Raw genomic sequence first — 19,362 nt, 5'->3', positions numbered from 1 at the left:
CATTATTGCGACACGAAGTCGGCCAGCGGCCATTTGTCCCTTTTGTCGGCCCGCCGAGAGGTCTAAGTCAGGGCAGCCACTTCGGAGAAGCCATGTCGTTCTGGGTCCTGATCATCTTAACAGCTGCCGTGACTGCAGTGCTCCTGGGCTATTCCATCCTGCGAACGCGCGACACACGCGAACCCGCAGCGGCGTATGATCTGCGTGTCTATCGCGAACAGCTGGCGAGCGTCGATAAGGATCTGGCCCGAGGTGTCATCGGCGAAGCCGATGCCGAGCGTGTTCGCACCGAGATTTCGCGCCGTATTCTGGCCGCAGACGCCCAGATGCAGGCACGGTCGACCCGACCGGGACCGCCACTTTGGGCCTCGGCCACCGCGATCGCAGCCGTGGGTCTTATCCTGGTCGGCGGTGCGGCCTGGATGTACGACCGGATGGGTGCGGCGGGGCTACCGGACCAACCTCTGTCGCTGCGCATTGATCGAGCGGAAACCTTGCGCGCGGAACGCCCCAGCCAGGCTGAATTCGAAGCCACCACAACACCAGCCCCCATGCCGCAGCTGGAAGAGAGCTACGCGGCGCTTTTAGAGCAGTTGCGTGAAACCGTCGAAGCGCGCCCCGATGACCTGCAAGGCCATATCCTATTGGCGCAACACGAGGCGAACGCAGGCAACTTTCCGGCCGCATACAAGGCGCAGCAGCGCGTGATCGACTTGTCCGGTGACGCTGTCCCAGCAGATGCTTATTCGCATCTGGCAGAAATGATGATCCTCTCGGCGGGTGGATATGTATCCCCCGAGGCCGAAGCTGCATTGCGCGAAGCGTTAACACGTGATCCGCGACACGGTCCGGCGCTGTATTACCTTGGCCAGATGATGGTGCAGGTCGGGCGCCCCGACATCGGGTATCGCATCTGGACCGACGCCTTGCGCAACGCACCGGCCGGCGCGCCGTGGGTCGACGCAATTCTGGCGCAACTGGAAGAATTGGCTTTCCGCGCCGGCGTGTTCAACGCGCCCGAAGTTACGGCCCCTACCGGACCCGGCCCAAGCCAGGATGACGTCGAGGCTGCCGCTGCGCTGACCCCGGACGAACGACAAGAGATGATCCGAGGCATGGTCAACCAGCTTTCAGACCGGCTGGCCACCGAAGGAGGAGCGCCCGAGGATTGGGCCCGTCTGATCGCAGCACTGGGCGTTCTGGGCGAAGGACAGCGCGCCATCGACATCAGGAACGAAGCCATGGCAGTCTTTGCCGACAATGCCGATGCCCTTGCAATCATCGACGCCGCTGCGCTTCAAGCAGGTATCGCACAATGATTTATGACGAATTCGAAGACTTCGCCGCTGCATTGTCACCCATGACTGCCCTGATGGGGTTGGATCTGGGCGAAAAAACCATCGGCGTGGCTGTGTCCGACCGGATGCGCGGCGTGGCCAGCCCGCTTGAGACCGTACGGCGCAAGAAATTTACCCTGGATTCGGCCCGATTGCTGGAAATCATCGCGGATCGCGAGATTGGTGGTGTTGTGCTTGGCCTGCCCAAAAACATGGACGGAACCGAAGGCCCCCGGTGCCAATCGACCCGCGCTTTTGCCCGAAATCTGTCACGTCTGACCGAAGTTTCGATCGGATTCTGGGATGAACGGCTCAGCACGGTAGCGGCAGAAAAGGCACTGCTTGAGGCGGATACGACACGAAAACGTCGCGGACAGGTTATCGATCACGTCGCGGCGGGCTATATTCTGCAAGGAGCGCTGGATAGGCTGCGCTTTCTTTAAGGGCGACGGGGTACACCGATGACAAACATGGTCTGGAAAAGGAACGAGGTCGAAAGCCCTTGCATCCAGATATGCGTCGTGCACCCGACCGAGCGCATCTGTACTGGTTGCTATCGCACCATTGATGAGATCACACGCTGGTCGAAAATGGGCAGCGATGAACGTGCTGAGATCATGGAAGATCTGCCCGCGCGCAAGCCACGCCTCGCCAAACGGCGCGGCGGACGCGCGGCGCGCGTGAACAAATCCTGATATCCACTTCTGGCTTTTAAGCTGAATTCGCGCTGCTGCGGGTTGGTCTGAACTCCGAGGGGGGATCAAGTTCGAAGACATGCGTAAGTGAGTGGCAACCCACAGCAGCGCCTTTCAGCAAAATGGTCTTCCGAAGTGGTCGGGCGGAAGAACAATTCAGGTTTAAGCGTTTTTTGACCGACCGATCAAGAAAAATTGAACGGTCGGTAAATTAACCTTACGTAATGGTAAAGTCAGGCGAGAACTGGCGCCGTGATCAGCATCGCCCTACCCCGCTGCAAGCCAGGATTTTGCGTTTTCGAAATCCTCAGAAGGGAAGAACTGCGTGCGGGCACCCAGAACGTGACTGGCGACACGCTGCGCCATATGTTGCCACGCTTTGTCCCCCACTATGGCGGCGCGATCCAGCATTCCCACATGCCCTCGGGCCAAGCGGAAATGTGCGGCCAGTGCGGTCAGCCCCTGCCAGCCGTCAAACTCGCGCAGGTCGATCAACAGACGGAACCCGTTCTTTGAACTCAGCAAGGTATCCAGATCACGCTCAGCCTGTTGGTATTCTTCGGGGTCCAGTTTGCCCATCAGGCTGATCTGCACGCAGGGTCCGCCCAAATCGGTCACATGGATGGCCCCCAGAGACTCGCGCATCCAACGGCGCGCGGCCTCAAGTTCCGAAAGTTCAAACACATGAACGGGGCATGGCAGGATCGGCGCGGCCAGACGGATGCTTGTCTGTACCCAGCCCTGATCAGCCGCAACTGCGATACGGTCAAACCCGCGCCAGTGGCTGAGACCCAGCTTGGTATCGGACCACGCGGCCCCAAGATCATAGCCTTTGAACTCTGGCTGCACGATTGCCAGCAGACGCACCGCATCATGCGCCTCAAGCGCCGCTTCGATCGCGGGGACCAATGTCTCGCTGTAGTCTTTGCTTGTCACTTCGCCGGACAGCTCGACCTCGATCTGGGCCCCATCAGAATCCGTGTGAACCGTAATCATCGAAAATCTCCAAACCTGAATAATGGCAACAGGTTAGGGGGATTCGATCCACTCGGCTACTCCCCCGGCGCATTCGGGGCGAAAATAGGCGATCATCCGTCCATCCGGGCCAGCGGTTGCCGCCTCGGCCCAAGGCGCAACGCCGTGCAGGCAGTGGCGATGCAGCAGATAGGCCTCACCCGGTTTTGCTGGCAGCTCGATCCGGGGGCAGGTCTCAAACACCTCGCGACGGGCCGCCTGATATATTTCGGTTACGTCGATCAAGTGTAGGCTGTCCTTGGGTTGGCCTTTCATCGCTTGTGCGAATGCAGCCCCCAGCATCTTGTGGCTGTCTTCCCACAGAACCATCGGCGCGGCATCCGCGCTGGCCTCGGTCAGCGGGATGCCAAGAATCCATGCGTGCGGTTCATCTACCCGGCGTCGACGATCCGGCCCCATGGGGCGCAATCCGTCCACATGCGCCGCATCACGGTTCCGCCGGTATCTGGTAGCCGCTTCACCTTCGCCGCGACGCGGACGGGGATAACCGGGATAAACGACCGAGACCTGCCCCTTGTGCAGCGGCAACCGCCCATAGTGTTCAGAGATAAAGTCCATGGCCTGACCCGACAAAACGTCCGATCGCGCCACCCTGCCCTCTGGATCGTTGTCCAGTGCGTCCACGCCGATGAACCACGTGCCTTCGCAATCCAACCATTCCGCAAAGGCCGGATCGGTAATCGAGGCCCGCGCCCGCGGCAAAGCATGTTCAACCCATTGGGCCAGCGTCGGGTCGTGCGGAAACCTGATCCAACCTTTGTTCCAAAAATCGGTCACAGCCCCAGCGCCTTACGCAGCATATTCAGGGCGACCAGCGTCAGAAAAACCGCGAACACACGCTTCAACGGCTTGGGATCCATCGCATGCGCCAGCTTTACGCCCCAGGGCGCAGTGATCATCGTCATGGCTACAACAATTGCAAAAGCGATCAGGTTGACCGCGCCGATTGTGTACGGAGGGCGGTGTTCAGGCGCGATGTCCAGGAACAGGAAGCCCAAAACCGAAGGCACCGCGATGATCACGCCAAACCCGGCCGCCGTTGCAACCGCCCGATGAATGGGCGTGTTGAACAGGCTCATCAACGGTACGCCAAAGCTGCCGCCGCCGATGCCCATAAGAACGGATAAAAACCCGACCGAGGGCGACAAAACGGCCCGCTTTACGCCTTTTGGCATCGCATCGCCAAGCCGCCATTCTGATTTGCCCAAACCCAGATATGCGCCAATGACCATACCCAACACGCCGAACAACGCCTGCAACGCCTCGGTTCGCAGTGCCGAAGCGACCAGCACACCGACAATGGCACCCACTGCAATTCCCGGCCCCCAACCGCGCAGGATATCCCAGTCCACCGCGCCTTTCTTGTTATGCGCCAGGACGGATCGTAGTGATGTGACGATGATGGTTGCCAGCGAGGTCGCAAGACACAGCTGCATCAACTGTGGGCCGCCATATCCAAGTGTTTGGAACGCATAGAAAAACGCGGGCACCAAAACGATGCCGCCGCCGACACCCAGCAAGCCAGCCAAGACACCGGCCAGCGCCCCGATTACAAGCAAAAGGCCCAACATCTGGGCCAGTAACATCGTCTCGGGCATCATCCCCCCAAACCGGCCATTTGGCCGTATTCCGTTCTCGTCAAACCTCTGCCAAAGGCGCGATACTGTCCAGAGCTTGCAGCATCACTTCGGGGCCTGCCCCGTCGTGGACCGCGCCCTCGGAAAGGGCTCGACGCCACGCGCGCGCGCCGGGACGTCCGGCAAACAGGCCCAGCATGTGACGCGTGATCTGGTGCAAACGCCCGCCCCCGGCAAGGTGGTTTTCGACATAGGGCACCATTTTGTGAACGACATCAATCGGATCAGCCACCTGACCGCCGCCAAAAATCAAGGCATCCGCCTCGGCCAGAATATCCGTGGGTTGATGATAGGCCGCGCGGCCGATCATAACCCCGTCCAATCCGGCATCCAGTTGCGCCTTCGCCTGATTCAAAGACGTGATACCGCCATTGATTGAGATATGCAGGTCCGGGAACGCCCCCTTCATCCGGTGCACAAGATCATAGTCCAAGGGCGGGATATCCCTATTTTCCTTAGGGCTAAGCCCTTGCAGCCAAGCCTTGCGCGCGTGGATTGTCACACGTTGGCATCCGGCCGCATGAATGGCCTGCAGAAACTCAGGCAGGGCCTGTTCCTGATCCTGATCATCAACCCCAATACGGCATTTGACAGTGACTTCAACATCAACCGCATCGCGCATCGCGGCAACGCAGTCGGCAACACGGACGGGGTCCTTCATCAACACGGCCCCGAAAGTGCCCGATTGCACCCGATCCGAGGGGCAACCACAATTCAGGTTGATCTCATCATACCCCGCTTGCGCGCCCAACCGGGCCGCCTGCGACACTTCCTCTGGGTCTGAACCGCCCAATTGCAGCGCGACGGGGTGTTCCTGCGAACTGAAGTCCAACAAATGCAATGCGCCACCTCGCACCAACGCCGGGGCGGTTACCATTTCCGTGTAAAGAAGTGTCTGCTGACTGAGCAGTCGGTGCACAAATCGGCAATGCCGGTCTGTCCAATCCATCATTGGTGCGACCGACAATCTCGCCGCCTTGGCGACAAGGACATTTGAAGCCGGTTGGCGCTGTGAAACAGGGTGTGACGATGCGGTCATGGTTGGGTCTCGGTGTACACTGAATAGGTGGCTTACTGTACCGGACGGCGTTTCGCAACCAAGGGCGCTGTGGTCAAGACGCGTACCTAAAAGGCACTCCAGCACAAAAAGAAAGGGCAGGTCTTTCGACCTGCCCTGCGCGATTGCACCGATTGGGAGGAGTGGGTGCGCCTCGCGGCGTTTGCTTACTTGGCAGCAGCGGCTTTCTTGGCAGCTGCAGTCACGTCGTTGGTGGCTTTTTTGACGGCCGCGGTTGTGTCTTCGGCGACGTCTTTGCCAGCTGCCATCAGCAGCTCAACGGTTTCGGACTGAACTTTTTTCGCGATCTCTGCGAAGGCTGCCATGTTTTCAGCTGCAACTTCAGCCGATGCGCTGGCGAAGTCGGTGGCCGCTTTGGCGTAATCTGCAGGCTCTGCCTTGGCTTTTGAGATCTCGGTCAACTTGGCCAGGGTGTCCTTGGTCCATTTGTTCGAGATCTCGGCCGACTTTTCAGCCGCTTCCAGTGCAACACCCGACAGCTTTTCGTTCAGCGTCGCGGTCGATTTGAAAGCACCTTCAAGAGCGGTGGTGTCAACGGGGAACGCGCCCATAACGTCTTTCAGGGTCGCGGTGAAATCTTGCGTCTTTGCCATGTCTAAAATCCTTTTGCCGAACCAGGCCCACCCCGGTTTTCATCAGCTTGAGGACAATATGGATGCCGCACCGCAGCATTGCAAGATTTTTCTTGCTGCATTGCGGAATTCTTCCACGAAAGACCTTAAAATCAACCGCTTACATTAACCTGCACATAGGTCACCGACGCCGGCTAAACGTGTCCGCCCTGTGAGCCCAACCGTTCTATTACATTTTAGGAACGCGGCACACGGGACTACGGCAACACCTGGTTTTTCGGTTGGGCGCTAGCCACCTCATGACGAATTTGAGGAGGTTGGTTTGCCTGTCGTCCTGCTTATGATCCTAAAGAATGAATTGAGATGAGGAACCGGGTTGAAGCCATCCGTGGTAACACCAAAGTTAATTTCACCCTAAAAATGGTATTCCCAACACAAGCCGGGTTCAGTCAGAGTACGCAGGGCCAAGTTCTCCTGGTCCAAGATGCGTGTTGCGTTTTCTTAATTTCAGCACCCTCAGCCTCAATCGAAATAGCGTCGAGCGATCTGGCTCACATTGATGTTTTACGGAGATGGTACGGACCGACCATTGTCATTGTGGATTTCACCTCTTGTTCGCCTGATCCGCCCAAATGGATTTCGTTGGGAACGAAACTGCGATTGTTGGCCACAACGCGGCCGATCTGGGTGCGGTTATCTCTATGATCATCATGGTTTGAGCATAGGATGTATCCATGCCGCAAGGACAACGCGTATGCTTTGAAAGCAAAACAGGCTGCAATGATGCACAAACAAACACCGAATGGTTACTTAAGCGATCCGACCCGCGCCTCTTTTTTCATGACGTAGTGCTTCGCAATACGGCGGATGGCTTTCCTGGCAATTGCCGAACCCTGTGCAGCATAAATCCGATGAACTTGTGCCGGACGTGCGCCAATCAGGTCACCTCGCGGGCAGTATTTTCTTCGAACAACCCATTGAAGCCCGAATAGACTTGGAGTGAATCCAACCCTTGTATCCGGATAGATGACTAATGGAATTCTCCCCCTTCCAGTCGACAGCAAACTGATACCAAGAACATGGTGGAGCCCGTCTAGCAAAGCTGGACAGGTGGTCAAATTGTGCACCTTTGGCGCACAGGCCCAGCTACGGTCGTTCATCCCGAACCTAGGTTTAGACTAGCGCGGTTCTGGTCTTTTTCTGACCAAGCGCCCGCGTCTTCACCACCATATCATCAGCAAAAACAGCCTCACCCTGTGACACTATAGGCTCGTATGGCATCTGCCAGTGGTTCCAGCACGGCAATGGACTGGCCCACCCAGTCGGTCAGGATCGAGCGTTCCAGATCGATACCATCGTGGTATTAATTCTGGGTAGAGTGGAAGGTAGTCCGCATACTTTGAGGCCAGTATATGGGCCGACAAGCCTGGCCCTGATCGCTAGCGTTCTATCGGGTGCGAGTGAGGTGCGGATTGAATAAAAGCCTCACAATCCAGACAAGCCTTGCCGGGCCAGACGCTACAGTTCACGACAAACCGGCCCGAAACATATTCCAGTTCTTCGGTCACATCTTCGCCCAGAGACTTCAGTATTCGGCCACAATGCGTGCATTCCTTCCCTAGCGAAAGGATCTACTGCTGCCGATCTAGATGCTCAGGAAACGGTTTGCGGCTGTGTTGCCGGGTGGGCTTGCTTTCTTCAACAGTAGGCGTGAGATCAGCCTGTACCTTGGCTCACGTTGAAATCCGTTTATCTTCTTCGAACGACAGTTATCGCTGAATCAGATTCTCCAAATTGACCCGTAGCGATGCCGGTTATGGCCAGTCAGTTGTTGCTGGAGCTTCTCTATCGCCAACGCCTGAGAGTTGACCTTGGCTGCCAGCAGCACTTTGGTTCGGCAGGGTCATCGGATCCAATGTCTAGGTCGTTCGGCATCGCTGATCTTGTATTGGATCGACGAAGCCAGGTGGATCCTGAAAGGGACAAAAGACCCATGTTTATTGATCTATTCCGTGTTGAGCCGCGGTCAGGTCTATTGCGGCAGCCGCCGGTCGATGCCCTCCAGCAACATCGACAAGTGCGCAAGCGTCACGCTGATCTTGCCATCCTTCGCTACGGGCCACATAAATCGGCCTTTCTCCAGCCGCTTAGAGAGCAAGGACCCTAGCTGATATCTCACCAGATGATCTTCAGAAAATGGCCACAACGGCCCCCGGAACCAATCGCCGCTGGCAAAAAGACCGGCTGTACCAAATGCGTAAGTTCGAGATCACCGGACGGGTATAGCTGAACGGAGGTACAAGCCGGCATAAGATCAACCAACGAGCAACCAAAAATTGTTGCAATCCCCAACCCACGAGCATCATCACAGACTGTGGTATGTTTCCCACTGGATCAGCCAGCTTTCCCAATACAAACAACGTATCATCCTGGAGGCTGACGATTTGGCACCCGTTGTTCGGTGGCGACACAGGCCTGCAGTACATTCCACTGCTCCAGCAGGGTACCGGGTAGAACAATGCTCAGCGCCTAACCCTCAACCGTTGTGAATCCTTGGCGGAACGGTTCGGTCGCGCCTGCGTCTGTTGAGACATAGCGCGGGCCAACGATGGCGCGAAATTTGGTTATGAGGGCTTCGTTGATCATGCCGCGTTCCGATGCGCATCGCCAGGACTGGTCGCTGTGTCCCGGAAGCACAGGTTGGTGCGCGACAGTTGGTCGATCCGCGTTACGCCCATCAGCTTCATGTCGCGCTCGATCTCAGCCCGCATCAATCCCAGCGCCCGTTCGACGCCCGGCTGACCAGCGGCAGCCAATGGATACAGATAGTGCCGCCCTACCCCGACCGCCTTGGCCCCAAGCGATAACGCCTTGAGCACATGGGTTCCGCGCTGAATTCCGCTGTCCATCATCACGTCCAGCTTGTCGCCGACGGCATCCACAATCTCGGCCAACTGATCAAACGGCGTACGCGAGCCGTCCAACTGGCGACCGCCGTGGTTCGACAGGATGATGCCGGTACACCCGATCTCAGCCGCACGGCGTGCGTCCTCGACTGTCATGATACCTTTAAGGCAGAACTGGCCATCCCACTCTCGCACCATCTTGGCCACATCATCCCAGTCCATCGACGGGTCCAACATGTCAGTGAAGTAGCCACCGATCGAGCTGGCACCGCCACCCATATCCACATGTTCATCCAGTTGCGGCAGGCGGAACTTTTCATGCGTGACATAATTGATGCCCCACATCGGTTTGACTGCGAATTGGATCATCCCACCCAGAGTCAGGCGGAATGGGATCGAGAATCCCGTTCGCAAGTCACGTTCACGATTGCCGCCGGTAATGCTGTCGACGGTCAGCATCATCACCTCGACGCCCGCCTCTTTGGCGCGCTGCATCATGGCAGAGTTCAGGCCGCGATCCTTGTGGAAGTAGAATTGATAGACCTGTGGGTTCTTATGCTTCTGGCGCAATTCTTCTAGCGAAACAGTGCCCAGCGACGACACACCGAACATGGTCCCGTATTTTTCGGCCGCCGCTGCCACAGCACGCTCCCCCTGATGGTGGAACAGGCGCTGCAACGCGGTGGGTGAGCAATAGACCGGCATGTCCAACTTTTGCCCCATAACGGTGACGGACATATCCACGTCCTTCACCCCGCGCAGGACCGAGGGCAGCAGATCGCAGCGGTCAAAGGCGCGAGTGTTTTCGCGATACGTCACCTCATCATCCGCGCCACCGTCGATATAGTTGAAGATCGGCCCCGGCAGGCGCTGTTTGGCCAGCCGCCGGAAGTCGTGGAAGTTGTGACAATGGCTCAGTCGCATCGCTGAGGCTCCTTAGTAGGCGACTGATGGCAGCCAGGTGGCAAGCGTGGGCCACAGGAAGACAAGCGCCAGCCCGGTCAATTGCAGTAAGACAAACGGAATGATGCCCTTGTAGATATGGGTCAGCTTTATCTCGGGCGGGCAGACGCCCTTGAGATAGAACAACGCGAAACCCACAGGCGGCGTCAGGAAGCTGGTCTGCAGCGTCACTGCCACCAGAATGACGAACCACACCAAGGCTGGTTCATCCAGAACACCGAAACCTGGGATGTCGATGCCCAGCCCATTTACGATGGGGCGCATCAGGGGCAGCACGATCAGCGTGATCTCGATCCAGTCCAGTACAAAGCCCAGCAGGAAGACGATGAACAGGATGAAAAGGATCGTGCCATTGGCCCCAAAACCGGTGGACTGCACGACATGTTCAATCAACTCATCCCCACCGAGTTCCCGCAGGACATAAGAGAATACGGTCGCTCCCAGGAAGATCGCAAAGATGTAGGCGGTGGTGTTGAAAGTCGATACCAGTACGTTCCAAAGCTTGGAGAACGTCAATTTTCGATACCCCAGCGCCAACAGCGTCGCGCCCAGCGCACCGATCCCCGAGGCTTCGGTAGGTGTGGTCATACCGGCAAAGATTGAACCCAGAACCGCAAGGATCAGCAATAGCGTCGGTATGACTGCGATCAGAACGTCCTTCACGGCGGCCCAGTCTGGGGCCGTTGCGCCCTTGGGCACAGGAGCCGCATCGCGGTTCACCAATGCCAGGATGAAGATGTAAGTCAGGTACAGGCCACCGATGATGACGCCTGGGAAGACCGCAGCCATGAACAGATCGCCCACAGACAAAGCCATCTGGTCTGCCATGATCACCAGCATGATTGACGGCGGGATCAGGATGCCCAGCGTGCCAGAGGCTGAAACCACCCCAGCGGCCAAGGTGGGCTGATACTTCTGCTGCATCATTGACGGCAGTGACAGAACGCCCAGCAGCACAACGGAAGCACCGATGATGCCCGTAGAGGCTGCCAGAATGATCCCGATTAGCGTGACCGTGATCGCCAGACCGCCACGCACGGTGCCAAACAGGCGCTGCATCGAAGACATCAGACGTTCGGCTACGCCGCTTTCGTCCAGCATCAGGCCCATGAAGATGAACATCGGCAGGGCCACCAGAACTGCGTTGGACATGGTCGCATAGACACGGTTCACCACCGCGCCAAGAGTCAGATAGTCGAGTCCGGTAAAGGTGCTCTCAAGCCCCGTCCACAGCATCAGGTCGTTGTCAAAAAGATAGGCCAGCCCGCAATATGCAACGCCGACTCCGGCCAACACCCAGGCCACAGGATATCCTGTAAATAGCAGCGCAATGAATGTCAGGAACATTGCGATGACCAGTTTTTCCTCGGTCGTTTCGACCAGAAAAGTCAGGCCAACGCAGACAGCTGCGAATACAGCAAGGACCAGCAGAATGCGACGCAGCGATGCGCCATCGCGCTCTGATGCCGGCCCGTACATCAATGCGTGCCCATCATGGATCAGCCGCGCCATCGCAGCCAAGCCCAGCAGAACAAAACTGATCGGAATGACCGCCTTGAAGGCCCAGCGCGCAGGCAGACCAGTGGGGCTGTCCGAGCGCTCGCTAACGCGGAAGCTTTCGTAAAAATAGTCGTACCCCTGATCGATCATCAGATAGATGAACGGAGTCAGCAGGGTCAGGATGCCGGTCACTTCTATCACTCGCTGCGCGCGACGGGACAGTTGCATGTGCAAAACGTCAACGCGCACATGGCTGTCTGTGATCAAGGCATAGGATATGCCGATCATCGTGACGACGCCGTAAAAGTGCCACTGGATCTCGTCCAGTTTGGGATAGTTCTGGCTGAACAGATAGCGCAGCGAGACCTGACTGAAGATCGCGGCCATCAACAGGACATTGGCCCACATCACTACGTGCCCGACGGCTTTGACACCTGTATCAATAACAACGGCGATCTTCTGACGGTCGGTGTCGGGATGTTCCAGGATGCCTTCATAGGCTTCGACTGGATCACTTAGGGTCTTTTGCGTGGCCATGGGTAATCCTCGCTCAGTTGACCGGCGCGAGCGCGGTCAAGGGAATGCAGGTTTGAAATCCTGATAATGTCCGAGGCGGAGGAGCCCGCCGCCCCGGACGCGTCAGTAAGTCAGATTACTGACGGGGGAGGAACGCATTGGTTTTCCACAGGTCGTAACCGTCGCGGAATTCGTTCAGATCGGCCAGAACCTTGGCAAAGAAGGCATCGTTGGCGGCCTCTTCGGCAGCAACGTCTTCCCAGGTCGCTTGGAAAGTATCCAGCATCTCGGGCGACCACTGCTTGATGGTGACGCCGTTGTTTTCAACGTTGTCGATCAGGGCTGCGTGCTGAATGGCCTCACCTTCGGCAAAGCTGTCAGCCATCGATGCCTTACAGGCGTTTTCGATGATCGCCTTGTGCTGCTCGCTGGTTTCGTTCCAGACGTCCTTGTTGATCATCAACTCGAACACGGTCGCCTGCTGGTGCCAACCGGGGAAATAGTTGAACTTGACCAGTTTGTGAAAGCCAAGACGCGCGTCGATGGCAGGCATCGAGAATTCAGTCGCATCAATGGCGCCTTTTTCCAGCGCGGGGAAGATTTCACCACCCGGCAGCAGCGAGGTCGCCACGCCCAGTTTCTGCATGACTTTGCCGCCCAGTCCGAAGAAGCGCATCTTCAGGCCGTTCAGATCGTCAGGAGAGTTGATCTCGGTTGCGAACCAGCCCGAGGTTTCCGGAGCAATAACCGCGCAGGGGATGACGTGGACGTTGTATCCCGCCTGATCATACATCTCTTGATACAGCGACATTCCGTTGCCGTAATACAGCCACGCCATGTATTCGCCCGCCTCAGGGCCAAACGGAACCGCCGAGAACAGCGGCGCAGCCGGGATTTTACCTGCCCAGTAACCAGCAGTGGTGTAGCCCGAGTTAATCTTGCCGGTCGACACGGCATCCAGAATTTCGAACGGAGGGACCAGTTTGCCCGGCTCGTAAACCTTCATCTTCAGTGTGCCGCCAGACATCAGGTCAAGCTGCTCGGCAACACGAGGGATCGGGGAACCCAGCCCTGGAAGCTCGGTCGAGAAAGCAATCGGGGTTTTCAGCAGCAGTTTGTCAGCAGCAACCGCAGGGGCCGCCATCAGGCTGGCAGCCACGGCAAGGCTCGTCAGGGTCTTTTTCATGAAATCTCCTCCAGGGTCGGTCGGACTTGGCGTCCGATGAATTTTGACGCGAGATCTTTCCGCGCCACACTGGTAAATAAAGTTTACCAAACATTTCAGTCAACAACTTTATTTACCAATGGTTCGATTGTTAATTGCCTGAAGACGACCCAGACCGCCTAGACTTAAGAAAGCCGCCGCCGACGGAGTCTGGGCGCGTGTTGCGGCTTTTTTTGTTTACTGGTAACCAGTTGCAATTCAAACAATCCGAGAGATTTCTCCGCTAAATCAGGCATTGAAAAACATACACTCAAAGGTTACTTTTATTTACCAAAGGGGTTCTGAATCTTTTTCAGAAGGGTAAACCACGATGAACACGACAGCGATTTTCGAACCGATCGGGCACGAATCACTTTCGGATGCAGTGGTGTCTCAGATTGAAGATCTGATTGCTTCGGGCATTCTCAAGCAGGGTCGCAAGCTGCCATCGGAACGCGATCTGGCGGAAACCCTTCGCGTCTCCCGCCCCAAACTGCGTGAGGCGCTGGCCGTTCTGGAAGAACGCGGCCTGGTGACGACACAGCATGGTGAAGGCACATTTGTAGCCGCACTGACGGGCAGCGCCATGCTCCCTGCCCTGTTGGCGCTGTATGAACGCCATGAGCCAGCGTTTTTTGATTATCTCGAGTACCGCCGCGAACAGGAAGGCTTTGCCGCCAAACTCGCCGCGCGACGGGCGACCAAAGCGGATAAGGAACGGATCACGGATATCCTGGCCGAGGATGAACGCGCCTGGCACGAGAAGGATGCATTGGCCTCACGCGAAGCTGATTTTGCGCTGCACGCCGCAATTGTGGACGCCAGCCAAAACGCGACGCTCATCCACATGATGGCGTCAATCTACGAGCTCACACGGCAAGGTGTATTCTACAATCGTGATTTTCTGAAGACCATCGACGGCACGGGCAAGCTGTTGATGGAGCAGCATCGCGAACTGGGAATGGCGGTCATCGCAGGCGACGAAGCACGCGCGGAAAAAGCTGCGTATGACCATATCGACTTTGTTGAAGAGTCCTTCAAGCTTGGCATTGAAAGACGCCGCCGTGAGGCAATGGCCGAAAAGCGCCGCCTTCTGTCCGATTCAAAACTCTGATCGGGCAGCGCAGTTCGTTCTTACTTTCCAACGATCTCAATCATGTAATCACGACGGGCTGCGGCAGGTGGTGGCTGAAACGGCGCTGCCGCGCGTACCTGCGCAAGTGCCACCAGATCCAGTCGTTTCGACCCCGAGCTGCGCTTGACGGTGACACTTACAAGCGCCCCATTGTCGCCAATCCGAAAACTCACCAACACCGCACCACGAATATTGACGTTCTTACGACGGGCACGGGTGATCTTGCGCATTACGTGCCCTCTGTAATTGCTGACCTCAGCGTTACCCTGCCCGGCCGCTATGGAACTTGTCTTTTTGGCCGTCGCAGCGCCTTTGCTGGTTTTTCCCGATGCATTGCCTTTTCTGGCGCTCTTTTCAGAATTTCCTGCCTGCGACGCAACCTGATCGACCTTTTGTTTGGTCGGGTCCGCCGGTTTCACGGCTGGGGTTTTCGCGACGGCTTCCGTCTCTGACGGCGCTGCTTCTTGCGCTTCAGCGGATGCTTGTCGATGGGTCACCGCGACGGCGGCTTTGGTGTCGGCGACAGTATGCTTTATCGCCCCGGGAACTGACGCCCGGGCCTGAGAGGTTGGGCTGACCGCAGTTTGTCGCTGTGTCGGTGCGACGGTCGGTTGATGTGCAGTAGCGGGTGCCGAGGCGGTGGCCCCGGTCACATAGTCCTTGAAAGCATCCCCCAGCGCAGCAACTTCGCCCGACCCGCCACCTTCGACAAGCACCTGTTCACCTGCAGAAAAGTCATGCAGGGCAAAAACATGGGTGGCTGCGGCCAGCGCCAAAGCGGCAACAGCTATGCCACGCGATCTGGGTATCATTGCAAACCCCTTTCTGTGACCACGTACACCCTTTTTGCACCCAGCGCGCGCAAGGCATCACTGACCTCTTTCAGCCGAACAGCAGGCAAAGCCCGGTCCGGCACGACGCGAACATCATCCAGCGGAAGGTTGATCGACGCGCGTTCCACATACGCCTCAACTCCAGTCAGTTCGGCGCCCCGGTATTCCAGTGAACCATCGCTACGAATGACCAAAGCATCGGGTGGCTCGCGACCGTCCAGATCACTGGTTTCCACCAGCTTCACCGATTTGCTCAGCGGCGGTGCAAGGGTGCCGGCAATCATGAAGAAAATAAGCATCAAAAAGACGACATTGATCAGTGCGATCGTCGGCTCTCGGCCCTGTTTTTCCTTGGGCTTCAGCTGAATCATCCGATCACCTGTGCGCGCAACTGCTTTACACCGCTTAGAACCGAAAGAAGGTCGATCAACTGTTGCGAAGTTGCGTTCTGCCCAAGACTGATCAGCGCGATCTGAGGCTTACCAGCTGCCATCACCGCGGCCACATCTTCGAACGCGGCAGGAGAGCCATCCACCAGAATGCGGTTGGCTTCGAGTTTGACAAAACGGATTGTCCGGTCTGTTTCTGTGCCTCCGGCAGCGGCAGTGGCAAATTCGATTTCGCCATATTTGGAGAACGTCGACGTCAGCATAAAGAACAGCAACAGCAGAAAGATTACGTCAATCAAGGACGTCATCGACAAGCGCCTGCGCCGTCTTCTGCGGACGTTAAGTGCCATGGGCGAAAACCTGTTGCGGGGTATGATCAGCCACCGGCGCGTCCTCAGCATAGCCCGGTGCAAACACAGTTCTCAAAGCGCGGTTGGCAAAGGTACGCTCTCGGTTCATGCGCGCCTCGAACCACGTCAGGACCATCGAAGTCGGCATTGCAACCGCAAGGCCGGCGGCGGTCGTCAACAAGGCCACCCAAATACCGCCGGCAAGCAGCGACGGATCAACAGAATTGCCCGCACCCTGCAGGGTTTGGAACGCCTCGATCATACCCAAGACGGTCCCGAAAAGCCCCAGAAGCGGCGCAAGTTGGGCGACCATATCCAAGACGTTGAACCCTTGCTCAAGTTGGGCAAACCGCGCTTCGGCCTCGGCGTCGGTACGTTCGGACAGGGTGCGATCCTCACCAGACAAGGCCATCGCGATCACCGGGGCAAGGTAGCTGCGACTTTTACCCAGATGCGCCTTTGTCTCAGGAAGGTCCTGACGATCCCATGCCTGAATGGCCAGCGAAAGCTCAATATGGCGGCCGACACCAGCGGCCCGAAACTGCCATAGCTTGTACAGAACCAACGAAAGCGTTGCGATTGAGGTCACGATCAGGATGGCAACAACCGGCCCGCCCAATTCCAGAATTTCCATTATTTTTCTTACAACTGCGTCCATAACCTCACCCGATCACTTCCGTTTCAAGGCGGCTGGTGAGCGTGAGCTCGGACATGCAGGCATCGGCCATGTCAGATTGTGTCACGCATTCCTGTGCACCGTTGATCAGTATTCGGCTGATCTGATCGCAAGCCATGTCGTTGAACTGAAACTGCCGCACACGGGGCTTGCCCGAAGGCAGCTTGGCGAAGTCCAACAGTGTCAGCAGGGCCACCTGACCTTCAGCATCGAAAAGAACGGTCTCGTAAACTGCGCCGTCGATATCGATGTCATGGGTGTTTTCAGCGACAAAACTCAGCAAACAGCTTTCGCCCTTTACCTCGGCGCTGCTGAGTTCGATTGATACGCCGTCGGGCTTTTGCGTTTCCTCTGCGCTGGCAATCCCTGCCCCCAAAATTGGGAGCAGGGTCAGCAGGACCACCCGGGCATTTCTTTTGATTGTTGTCTGCATGACTGGTCCTTTCGTATGGATCAGAAGGTTTTGGCCAGGGTCAGCTTGAAGTTCCGGCCCGGTGAGTTGCGGGTCGAAAGGTTCGGCAGATAGTTCTTGTCAAAGATGTTCTCGACGCCTGCGCGAACTTCGAAACCTTGAAACGCGCCTTCCTGCGGCAGATAGGTCGCGCGCAGGGTGTTCACTCCGTAGCCAGCAACCGGATCTCCGCTTGAGTCGATGCCGGATTTGGCGCCGAACAGCTCCCAGCTGACGTCCAGAGTTTCGCCAAAGCGTTTGCCGACTGTTACCCGCGCCGAGTCTGTCGGCTCGTTCCGCCATGGTGAGTCCACGCCAAGCGAGCTGGTTTCGGTCCCTTTGACGATGTTTGCATTGAAGTCGACATAGTACCCAGCGGCGCTGGCATAAGATGCCTCGATTTCGACGCCTTTGGTTTCAACTTCCTGCAGCGGGCGCGAAGGCCGGCCAGATACGTAGGACGTGATGTCCCACAGATCTGTCTTGTAGAAATTTACCTTGGCGCGAACTACGTCGCCTGCAGCAAAAACATCGCCACGGTTATATGATAACCCCGCTTCCCATGTACGCGATTTTTCAGGCTGCGTCATGTATGCTGGAGTACCCAGATCGTCGATGATTGGCAGGTTTTCCGTGTATGCCCCACTGCCGAACACGGCAAAGCCGCTGGCGAATTCGTACCTTGCAGACAGACCGCCCATCAGCGCGTTGTTGTCATAGCTTTCATTGCGCGGCGCCGGTGCATCACCGTCGCCTTTGATGTCCTGCGTCTCGTACCGGATCGCCGGAGTGATGGTCAGCTGATCGCCGATTTGAATATCGTCCACGGCAAACAGTGCGACACGACGATCGGTACCACCAGGAGCCGAGGGCGCGTCCAGACGCTCGCGATTGATGATTTCGATCCCGGCGCGCAGGTCGTGCGAGGCGACGCCGGTTTGGAAGTACGACGTATTCTTGATCGTCAGCTTCGTGGTTTCATAGTTGTGCGTCGCGTCGGCCAGTCCACGGATGCTTGGGAAGAATGGCGTTCCTTCCAGGCTTGAGGACCCGGGCACGTAAGAGCTGTCAATCTCCTGCTCCGAGTAGCTGAGGTTCACGTCCAGATCGATCAGGTCGTTGCCAGCCGGGCGGTATTGATACCGCAGAATGCCGATTTTCGTTTCGATATCGCGGTCTACGTTGCCAAATGAATCCGATGTCGTGCCGAACGAGTCATACGGAACATCGCGTTCTTCCGACGTTGACTGATTATAGGACGCGGTGATCGAGTGTTCGAGGTCGTCACCAAAGCTGTATTTACCCTTTGCCAGAAGCGACGGCAGCGTGAAGGCACTGTTACCGATCGTATCGCCATTGCCGTCCTTCTGATCGTCCTGATCACGGTAGGTGTAGTTGAACAGGAATTCGGTCTGGCGGTTTGGCTGCCAGGCTAGGATGGACGACGAGGCAAAGCCGTTCCCGTTGGAATACCCTTCCAGCGTTTGACGGAACCGGAAGCCGGGCTCACCACCGGTGAAATCTGACGCGTCTTTGGTTTCCAACTGAACCACGCCGCCTACGACACCCGAACCGTATTCGAACGACCCCACAGTGCCGCGAATGACTGAAACGCTTTTGTATAGCTGCGGATCAGTGAACAACTGATTGCCGATCCGATACAGCTCTTCCGCGCCGGTTGTTGCCCCATCGACAAGGATCAGCACTTTCTGGTCGGTCCCAAAGGTGCCGTTGGCACCGAACCCACGGATATTGATCCCCGACCCTTGCGGTGTCGAGCCATTGACCAGCGTCACACCGGGCACCGTGTCAATCAGTTCTGCGACGGTGTTGGCCTGACGGTCGTTGATCTCTTCCTGATCGATATTGGTGACCGGCACGGCGGTATCCGTTTGGATTTCCCGTTTGCTTTCACCCAGTTCCAGCGTGCCCAGGAAGCCTTCATCCTGTTCCTGCGCCGAAGCACCAGCCGCTACCATGCTCAGGCACGACACCGTACCAAGCAACCCCATCTTTTGAATACGCGAACGCATTTCTGTCCCTTCGAAATTTTAAGAGGACCGGAAATGCTTGCTCCGCGCTGGC

The 19,362-nt window shown here is 57.1% G+C and carries 20 protein-coding genes; 4 read left to right on the top strand and 16 right to left on the bottom strand.

Annotated elements, in window-relative coordinates; genetic code table 11:
• Positions 1 to 92: 92 nt before the first annotated feature.
• The 3 genes from ccmI to AC2FFH_RS07650 are packed head-to-tail and all read left to right on the top strand — an operon-like array spanning position 93 to position 2,032.
• A complete protein-coding gene (ccmI, locus tag AC2FFH_RS07660) occupies positions 93 to 1,319 on the top strand; it encodes a c-type cytochrome biogenesis protein CcmI (RefSeq protein ID WP_496844139.1) in 1,227 nt (408 codons plus the stop codon).
• Positions 1,316 to 1,780: a Holliday junction resolvase RuvX gene (gene ruvX / locus AC2FFH_RS07655; protein WP_496777644.1), complete on the top strand. Its 465-nt coding sequence runs from the start codon at positions 1,316 to 1,318 to the stop codon at positions 1,778 to 1,780. The genes ccmI and ruvX overlap by 4 nt, the downstream gene beginning before the upstream one ends.
• 18 nt (positions 1,781 to 1,798) lie before the next feature.
• Positions 1,799 to 2,032, top strand: coding sequence for a DUF1289 domain-containing protein (locus tag AC2FFH_RS07650; protein ID WP_496844138.1), 234 nt, complete (start codon positions 1,799 to 1,801; stop codon positions 2,030 to 2,032).
• Between the two features lie 267 nt (positions 2,033 to 2,299).
• Here AC2FFH_RS07650 and AC2FFH_RS07645 read toward each other — a convergent pair whose 3' ends face one another.
• The 10 genes from AC2FFH_RS07645 to AC2FFH_RS07600 form a co-directional block, all read right to left on the bottom strand.
• Entirely contained in the window at positions 2,300 to 3,028 is a 729-nt protein-coding gene (locus AC2FFH_RS07645) for a SpoIIAA family protein (RefSeq protein ID WP_496782593.1), read from the bottom strand.
• A gap of 33 nt (positions 3,029 to 3,061) precedes the next feature.
• Positions 3,062 to 3,844 (bottom strand): hypothetical protein, encoded by a 783-nt coding sequence (locus AC2FFH_RS07640; RefSeq protein ID WP_496844137.1) that lies wholly within the window; start codon positions 3,842 to 3,844, stop codon positions 3,062 to 3,064.
• Positions 3,841 to 4,665: a sulfite exporter TauE/SafE family protein gene (locus AC2FFH_RS07635; RefSeq protein WP_496766921.1), complete on the bottom strand. Its 825-nt coding sequence runs from the start codon at positions 4,663 to 4,665 to the stop codon at positions 3,841 to 3,843. Before AC2FFH_RS07635 ends, AC2FFH_RS07640 begins: the two co-directional genes overlap by 4 nt.
• Before the next feature lie 40 nt (positions 4,666 to 4,705).
• Positions 4,706 to 5,743 (bottom strand): tRNA dihydrouridine(20/20a) synthase DusA, encoded by a 1,038-nt coding sequence (dusA, locus tag AC2FFH_RS07630; protein WP_496766920.1) that lies wholly within the window; start codon positions 5,741 to 5,743, stop codon positions 4,706 to 4,708.
• Between the two features lie 185 nt (positions 5,744 to 5,928).
• Complete coding sequence (locus AC2FFH_RS07625; protein ID WP_496766919.1) at positions 5,929 to 6,375, bottom strand: phasin family protein; 447 nt, start codon at positions 6,373 to 6,375, stop codon at positions 5,929 to 5,931.
• Positions 6,376 to 7,793: 1,418 nt separating this feature from the next.
• Positions 7,794 to 7,985, bottom strand: a complete 192-nt coding sequence (locus AC2FFH_RS07620) for an IS66 family transposase zinc-finger binding domain-containing protein (RefSeq protein ID WP_496844257.1) — start codon at positions 7,983 to 7,985, stop codon at positions 7,794 to 7,796.
• A 401-nt stretch (positions 7,986 to 8,386) separates the two neighbouring features.
• On the bottom strand, positions 8,387 to 8,479 hold the full coding sequence (locus tag AC2FFH_RS07615) for a hypothetical protein (protein WP_496844256.1): 93 nt from the start codon (positions 8,477 to 8,479) through the stop codon (positions 8,387 to 8,389).
• Positions 8,480 to 8,996: 517 nt separating this feature from the next.
• Positions 8,997 to 10,184, bottom strand: coding sequence for an alpha-hydroxy acid oxidase (locus AC2FFH_RS07610; RefSeq protein WP_496844136.1), 1,188 nt, complete (start codon positions 10,182 to 10,184; stop codon positions 8,997 to 8,999).
• Between the two features lie 12 nt (positions 10,185 to 10,196).
• Complete coding sequence (locus AC2FFH_RS07605; RefSeq protein WP_496844135.1) at positions 10,197 to 12,260, bottom strand: TRAP transporter large permease subunit; 2,064 nt, start codon at positions 12,258 to 12,260, stop codon at positions 10,197 to 10,199.
• Positions 12,261 to 12,375: 115 nt separating this feature from the next.
• Entirely contained in the window at positions 12,376 to 13,425 is a 1,050-nt protein-coding gene (locus tag AC2FFH_RS07600) for a TRAP transporter substrate-binding protein (protein WP_496844134.1), read from the bottom strand.
• A gap of 349 nt (positions 13,426 to 13,774) precedes the next feature.
• On the opposite strand from AC2FFH_RS07600, the gene AC2FFH_RS07595 reads away from it, so the two are divergent.
• Complete coding sequence (locus AC2FFH_RS07595) at positions 13,775 to 14,557, top strand: FadR/GntR family transcriptional regulator (protein ID WP_496844133.1); 783 nt, start codon at positions 13,775 to 13,777, stop codon at positions 14,555 to 14,557.
• Between the two features lie 20 nt (positions 14,558 to 14,577).
• On the opposite strand, the gene AC2FFH_RS07590 is transcribed toward AC2FFH_RS07595, so the two are convergent.
• The 6 genes from AC2FFH_RS07590 to AC2FFH_RS07565 are packed head-to-tail and all read right to left on the bottom strand — an operon-like array spanning position 14,578 to position 19,310.
• Positions 14,578 to 15,390, bottom strand: coding sequence for an energy transducer TonB (locus AC2FFH_RS07590; protein ID WP_496844132.1), 813 nt, complete (start codon positions 15,388 to 15,390; stop codon positions 14,578 to 14,580).
• A complete protein-coding gene (locus AC2FFH_RS07585; protein WP_496844131.1) occupies positions 15,387 to 15,782 on the bottom strand; it encodes an ExbD/TolR family protein in 396 nt (131 codons plus the stop codon). Before AC2FFH_RS07585 ends, AC2FFH_RS07590 begins: the two co-directional genes overlap by 4 nt.
• On the bottom strand, positions 15,779 to 16,108 hold the full coding sequence (locus AC2FFH_RS07580) for a biopolymer transporter ExbD (protein ID WP_496844130.1): 330 nt from the start codon (positions 16,106 to 16,108) through the stop codon (positions 15,779 to 15,781). The genes AC2FFH_RS07585 and AC2FFH_RS07580 overlap by 4 nt, the downstream gene beginning before the upstream one ends.
• A gap of 31 nt (positions 16,109 to 16,139) precedes the next feature.
• Positions 16,140 to 16,784, bottom strand: coding sequence for a MotA/TolQ/ExbB proton channel family protein (locus tag AC2FFH_RS07575; RefSeq protein ID WP_496844129.1), 645 nt, complete (start codon positions 16,782 to 16,784; stop codon positions 16,140 to 16,142).
• Between the two features lie 28 nt (positions 16,785 to 16,812).
• Complete coding sequence (locus tag AC2FFH_RS07570) at positions 16,813 to 17,259, bottom strand: hypothetical protein (RefSeq protein ID WP_496844127.1); 447 nt, start codon at positions 17,257 to 17,259, stop codon at positions 16,813 to 16,815.
• Positions 17,260 to 17,279: 20 nt separating this feature from the next.
• Positions 17,280 to 19,310 carry a TonB-dependent receptor domain-containing protein gene (locus AC2FFH_RS07565; protein ID WP_496844125.1) on the bottom strand — a complete coding sequence of 677 codons (2,031 nt, stop codon included), beginning with the start codon at positions 19,308 to 19,310 and terminating at the stop codon, positions 17,280 to 17,282.
• Positions 19,311 to 19,362: the final 52 nt, after the last annotated feature.

The organism is Ruegeria sp. YTSC003 (genome assembly GCF_059609785.1).
Note: the sequence above shows the minus strand (reverse complement) of the source record. Positions and strands in the feature narration are given on the sequence as shown.

Coding starts and splice junctions, on each gene's coding strand:
- AC2FFH_RS07565 (WP_496844125.1), bottom strand. CDS start 19,310: ATGCGTTCGCGTATTCAAAAGATGGGGTTGCTTGGTACGGTGTCGTGC.
- AC2FFH_RS07580 (WP_496844130.1), bottom strand. CDS start 16,108: ATGACGTCCTTGATTGACGTAATCTTTCTGCTGTTGCTGTTCTTTATG.
- AC2FFH_RS07605 (WP_496844135.1), bottom strand. CDS start 12,260: ATGGCCACGCAAAAGACCCTAAGTGATCCAGTCGAAGCCTATGAAGGC.
- AC2FFH_RS07615 (WP_496844256.1), bottom strand. CDS start 8,479: ATGTGGCCCGTAGCGAAGGATGGCAAGATCAGCGTGACGCTTGCGCAC.
- ruvX (WP_496777644.1), top strand. CDS start 1,316: ATGATTTATGACGAATTCGAAGACTTCGCCGCTGCATTGTCACCCATG.
- AC2FFH_RS07585 (WP_496844131.1), bottom strand. CDS start 15,782: ATGATTCAGCTGAAGCCCAAGGAAAAACAGGGCCGAGAGCCGACGATC.
- AC2FFH_RS07635 (WP_496766921.1), bottom strand. CDS start 4,665: ATGCCCGAGACGATGTTACTGGCCCAGATGTTGGGCCTTTTGCTTGTA.
- AC2FFH_RS07610 (WP_496844136.1), bottom strand. CDS start 10,184: ATGCGACTGAGCCATTGTCACAACTTCCACGACTTCCGGCGGCTGGCC.
- ccmI (WP_496844139.1), top strand. CDS start 93: ATGTCGTTCTGGGTCCTGATCATCTTAACAGCTGCCGTGACTGCAGTG.
- AC2FFH_RS07650 (WP_496844138.1), top strand. CDS start 1,799: ATGACAAACATGGTCTGGAAAAGGAACGAGGTCGAAAGCCCTTGCATC.
- AC2FFH_RS07590 (WP_496844132.1), bottom strand. CDS start 15,390: ATGATACCCAGATCGCGTGGCATAGCTGTTGCCGCTTTGGCGCTGGCC.
- AC2FFH_RS07625 (WP_496766919.1), bottom strand. CDS start 6,375: ATGGCAAAGACGCAAGATTTCACCGCGACCCTGAAAGACGTTATGGGC.
- AC2FFH_RS07595 (WP_496844133.1), top strand. CDS start 13,775: ATGAACACGACAGCGATTTTCGAACCGATCGGGCACGAATCACTTTCG.
- dusA (WP_496766920.1), bottom strand. CDS start 5,743: ATGACCGCATCGTCACACCCTGTTTCACAGCGCCAACCGGCTTCAAAT.
- AC2FFH_RS07570 (WP_496844127.1), bottom strand. CDS start 17,259: ATGCAGACAACAATCAAAAGAAATGCCCGGGTGGTCCTGCTGACCCTG.
- AC2FFH_RS07575 (WP_496844129.1), bottom strand. CDS start 16,784: ATGGAAATTCTGGAATTGGGCGGGCCGGTTGTTGCCATCCTGATCGTG.
- AC2FFH_RS07645 (WP_496782593.1), bottom strand. CDS start 3,028: ATGATTACGGTTCACACGGATTCTGATGGGGCCCAGATCGAGGTCGAG.
- AC2FFH_RS07600 (WP_496844134.1), bottom strand. CDS start 13,425: ATGAAAAAGACCCTGACGAGCCTTGCCGTGGCTGCCAGCCTGATGGCG.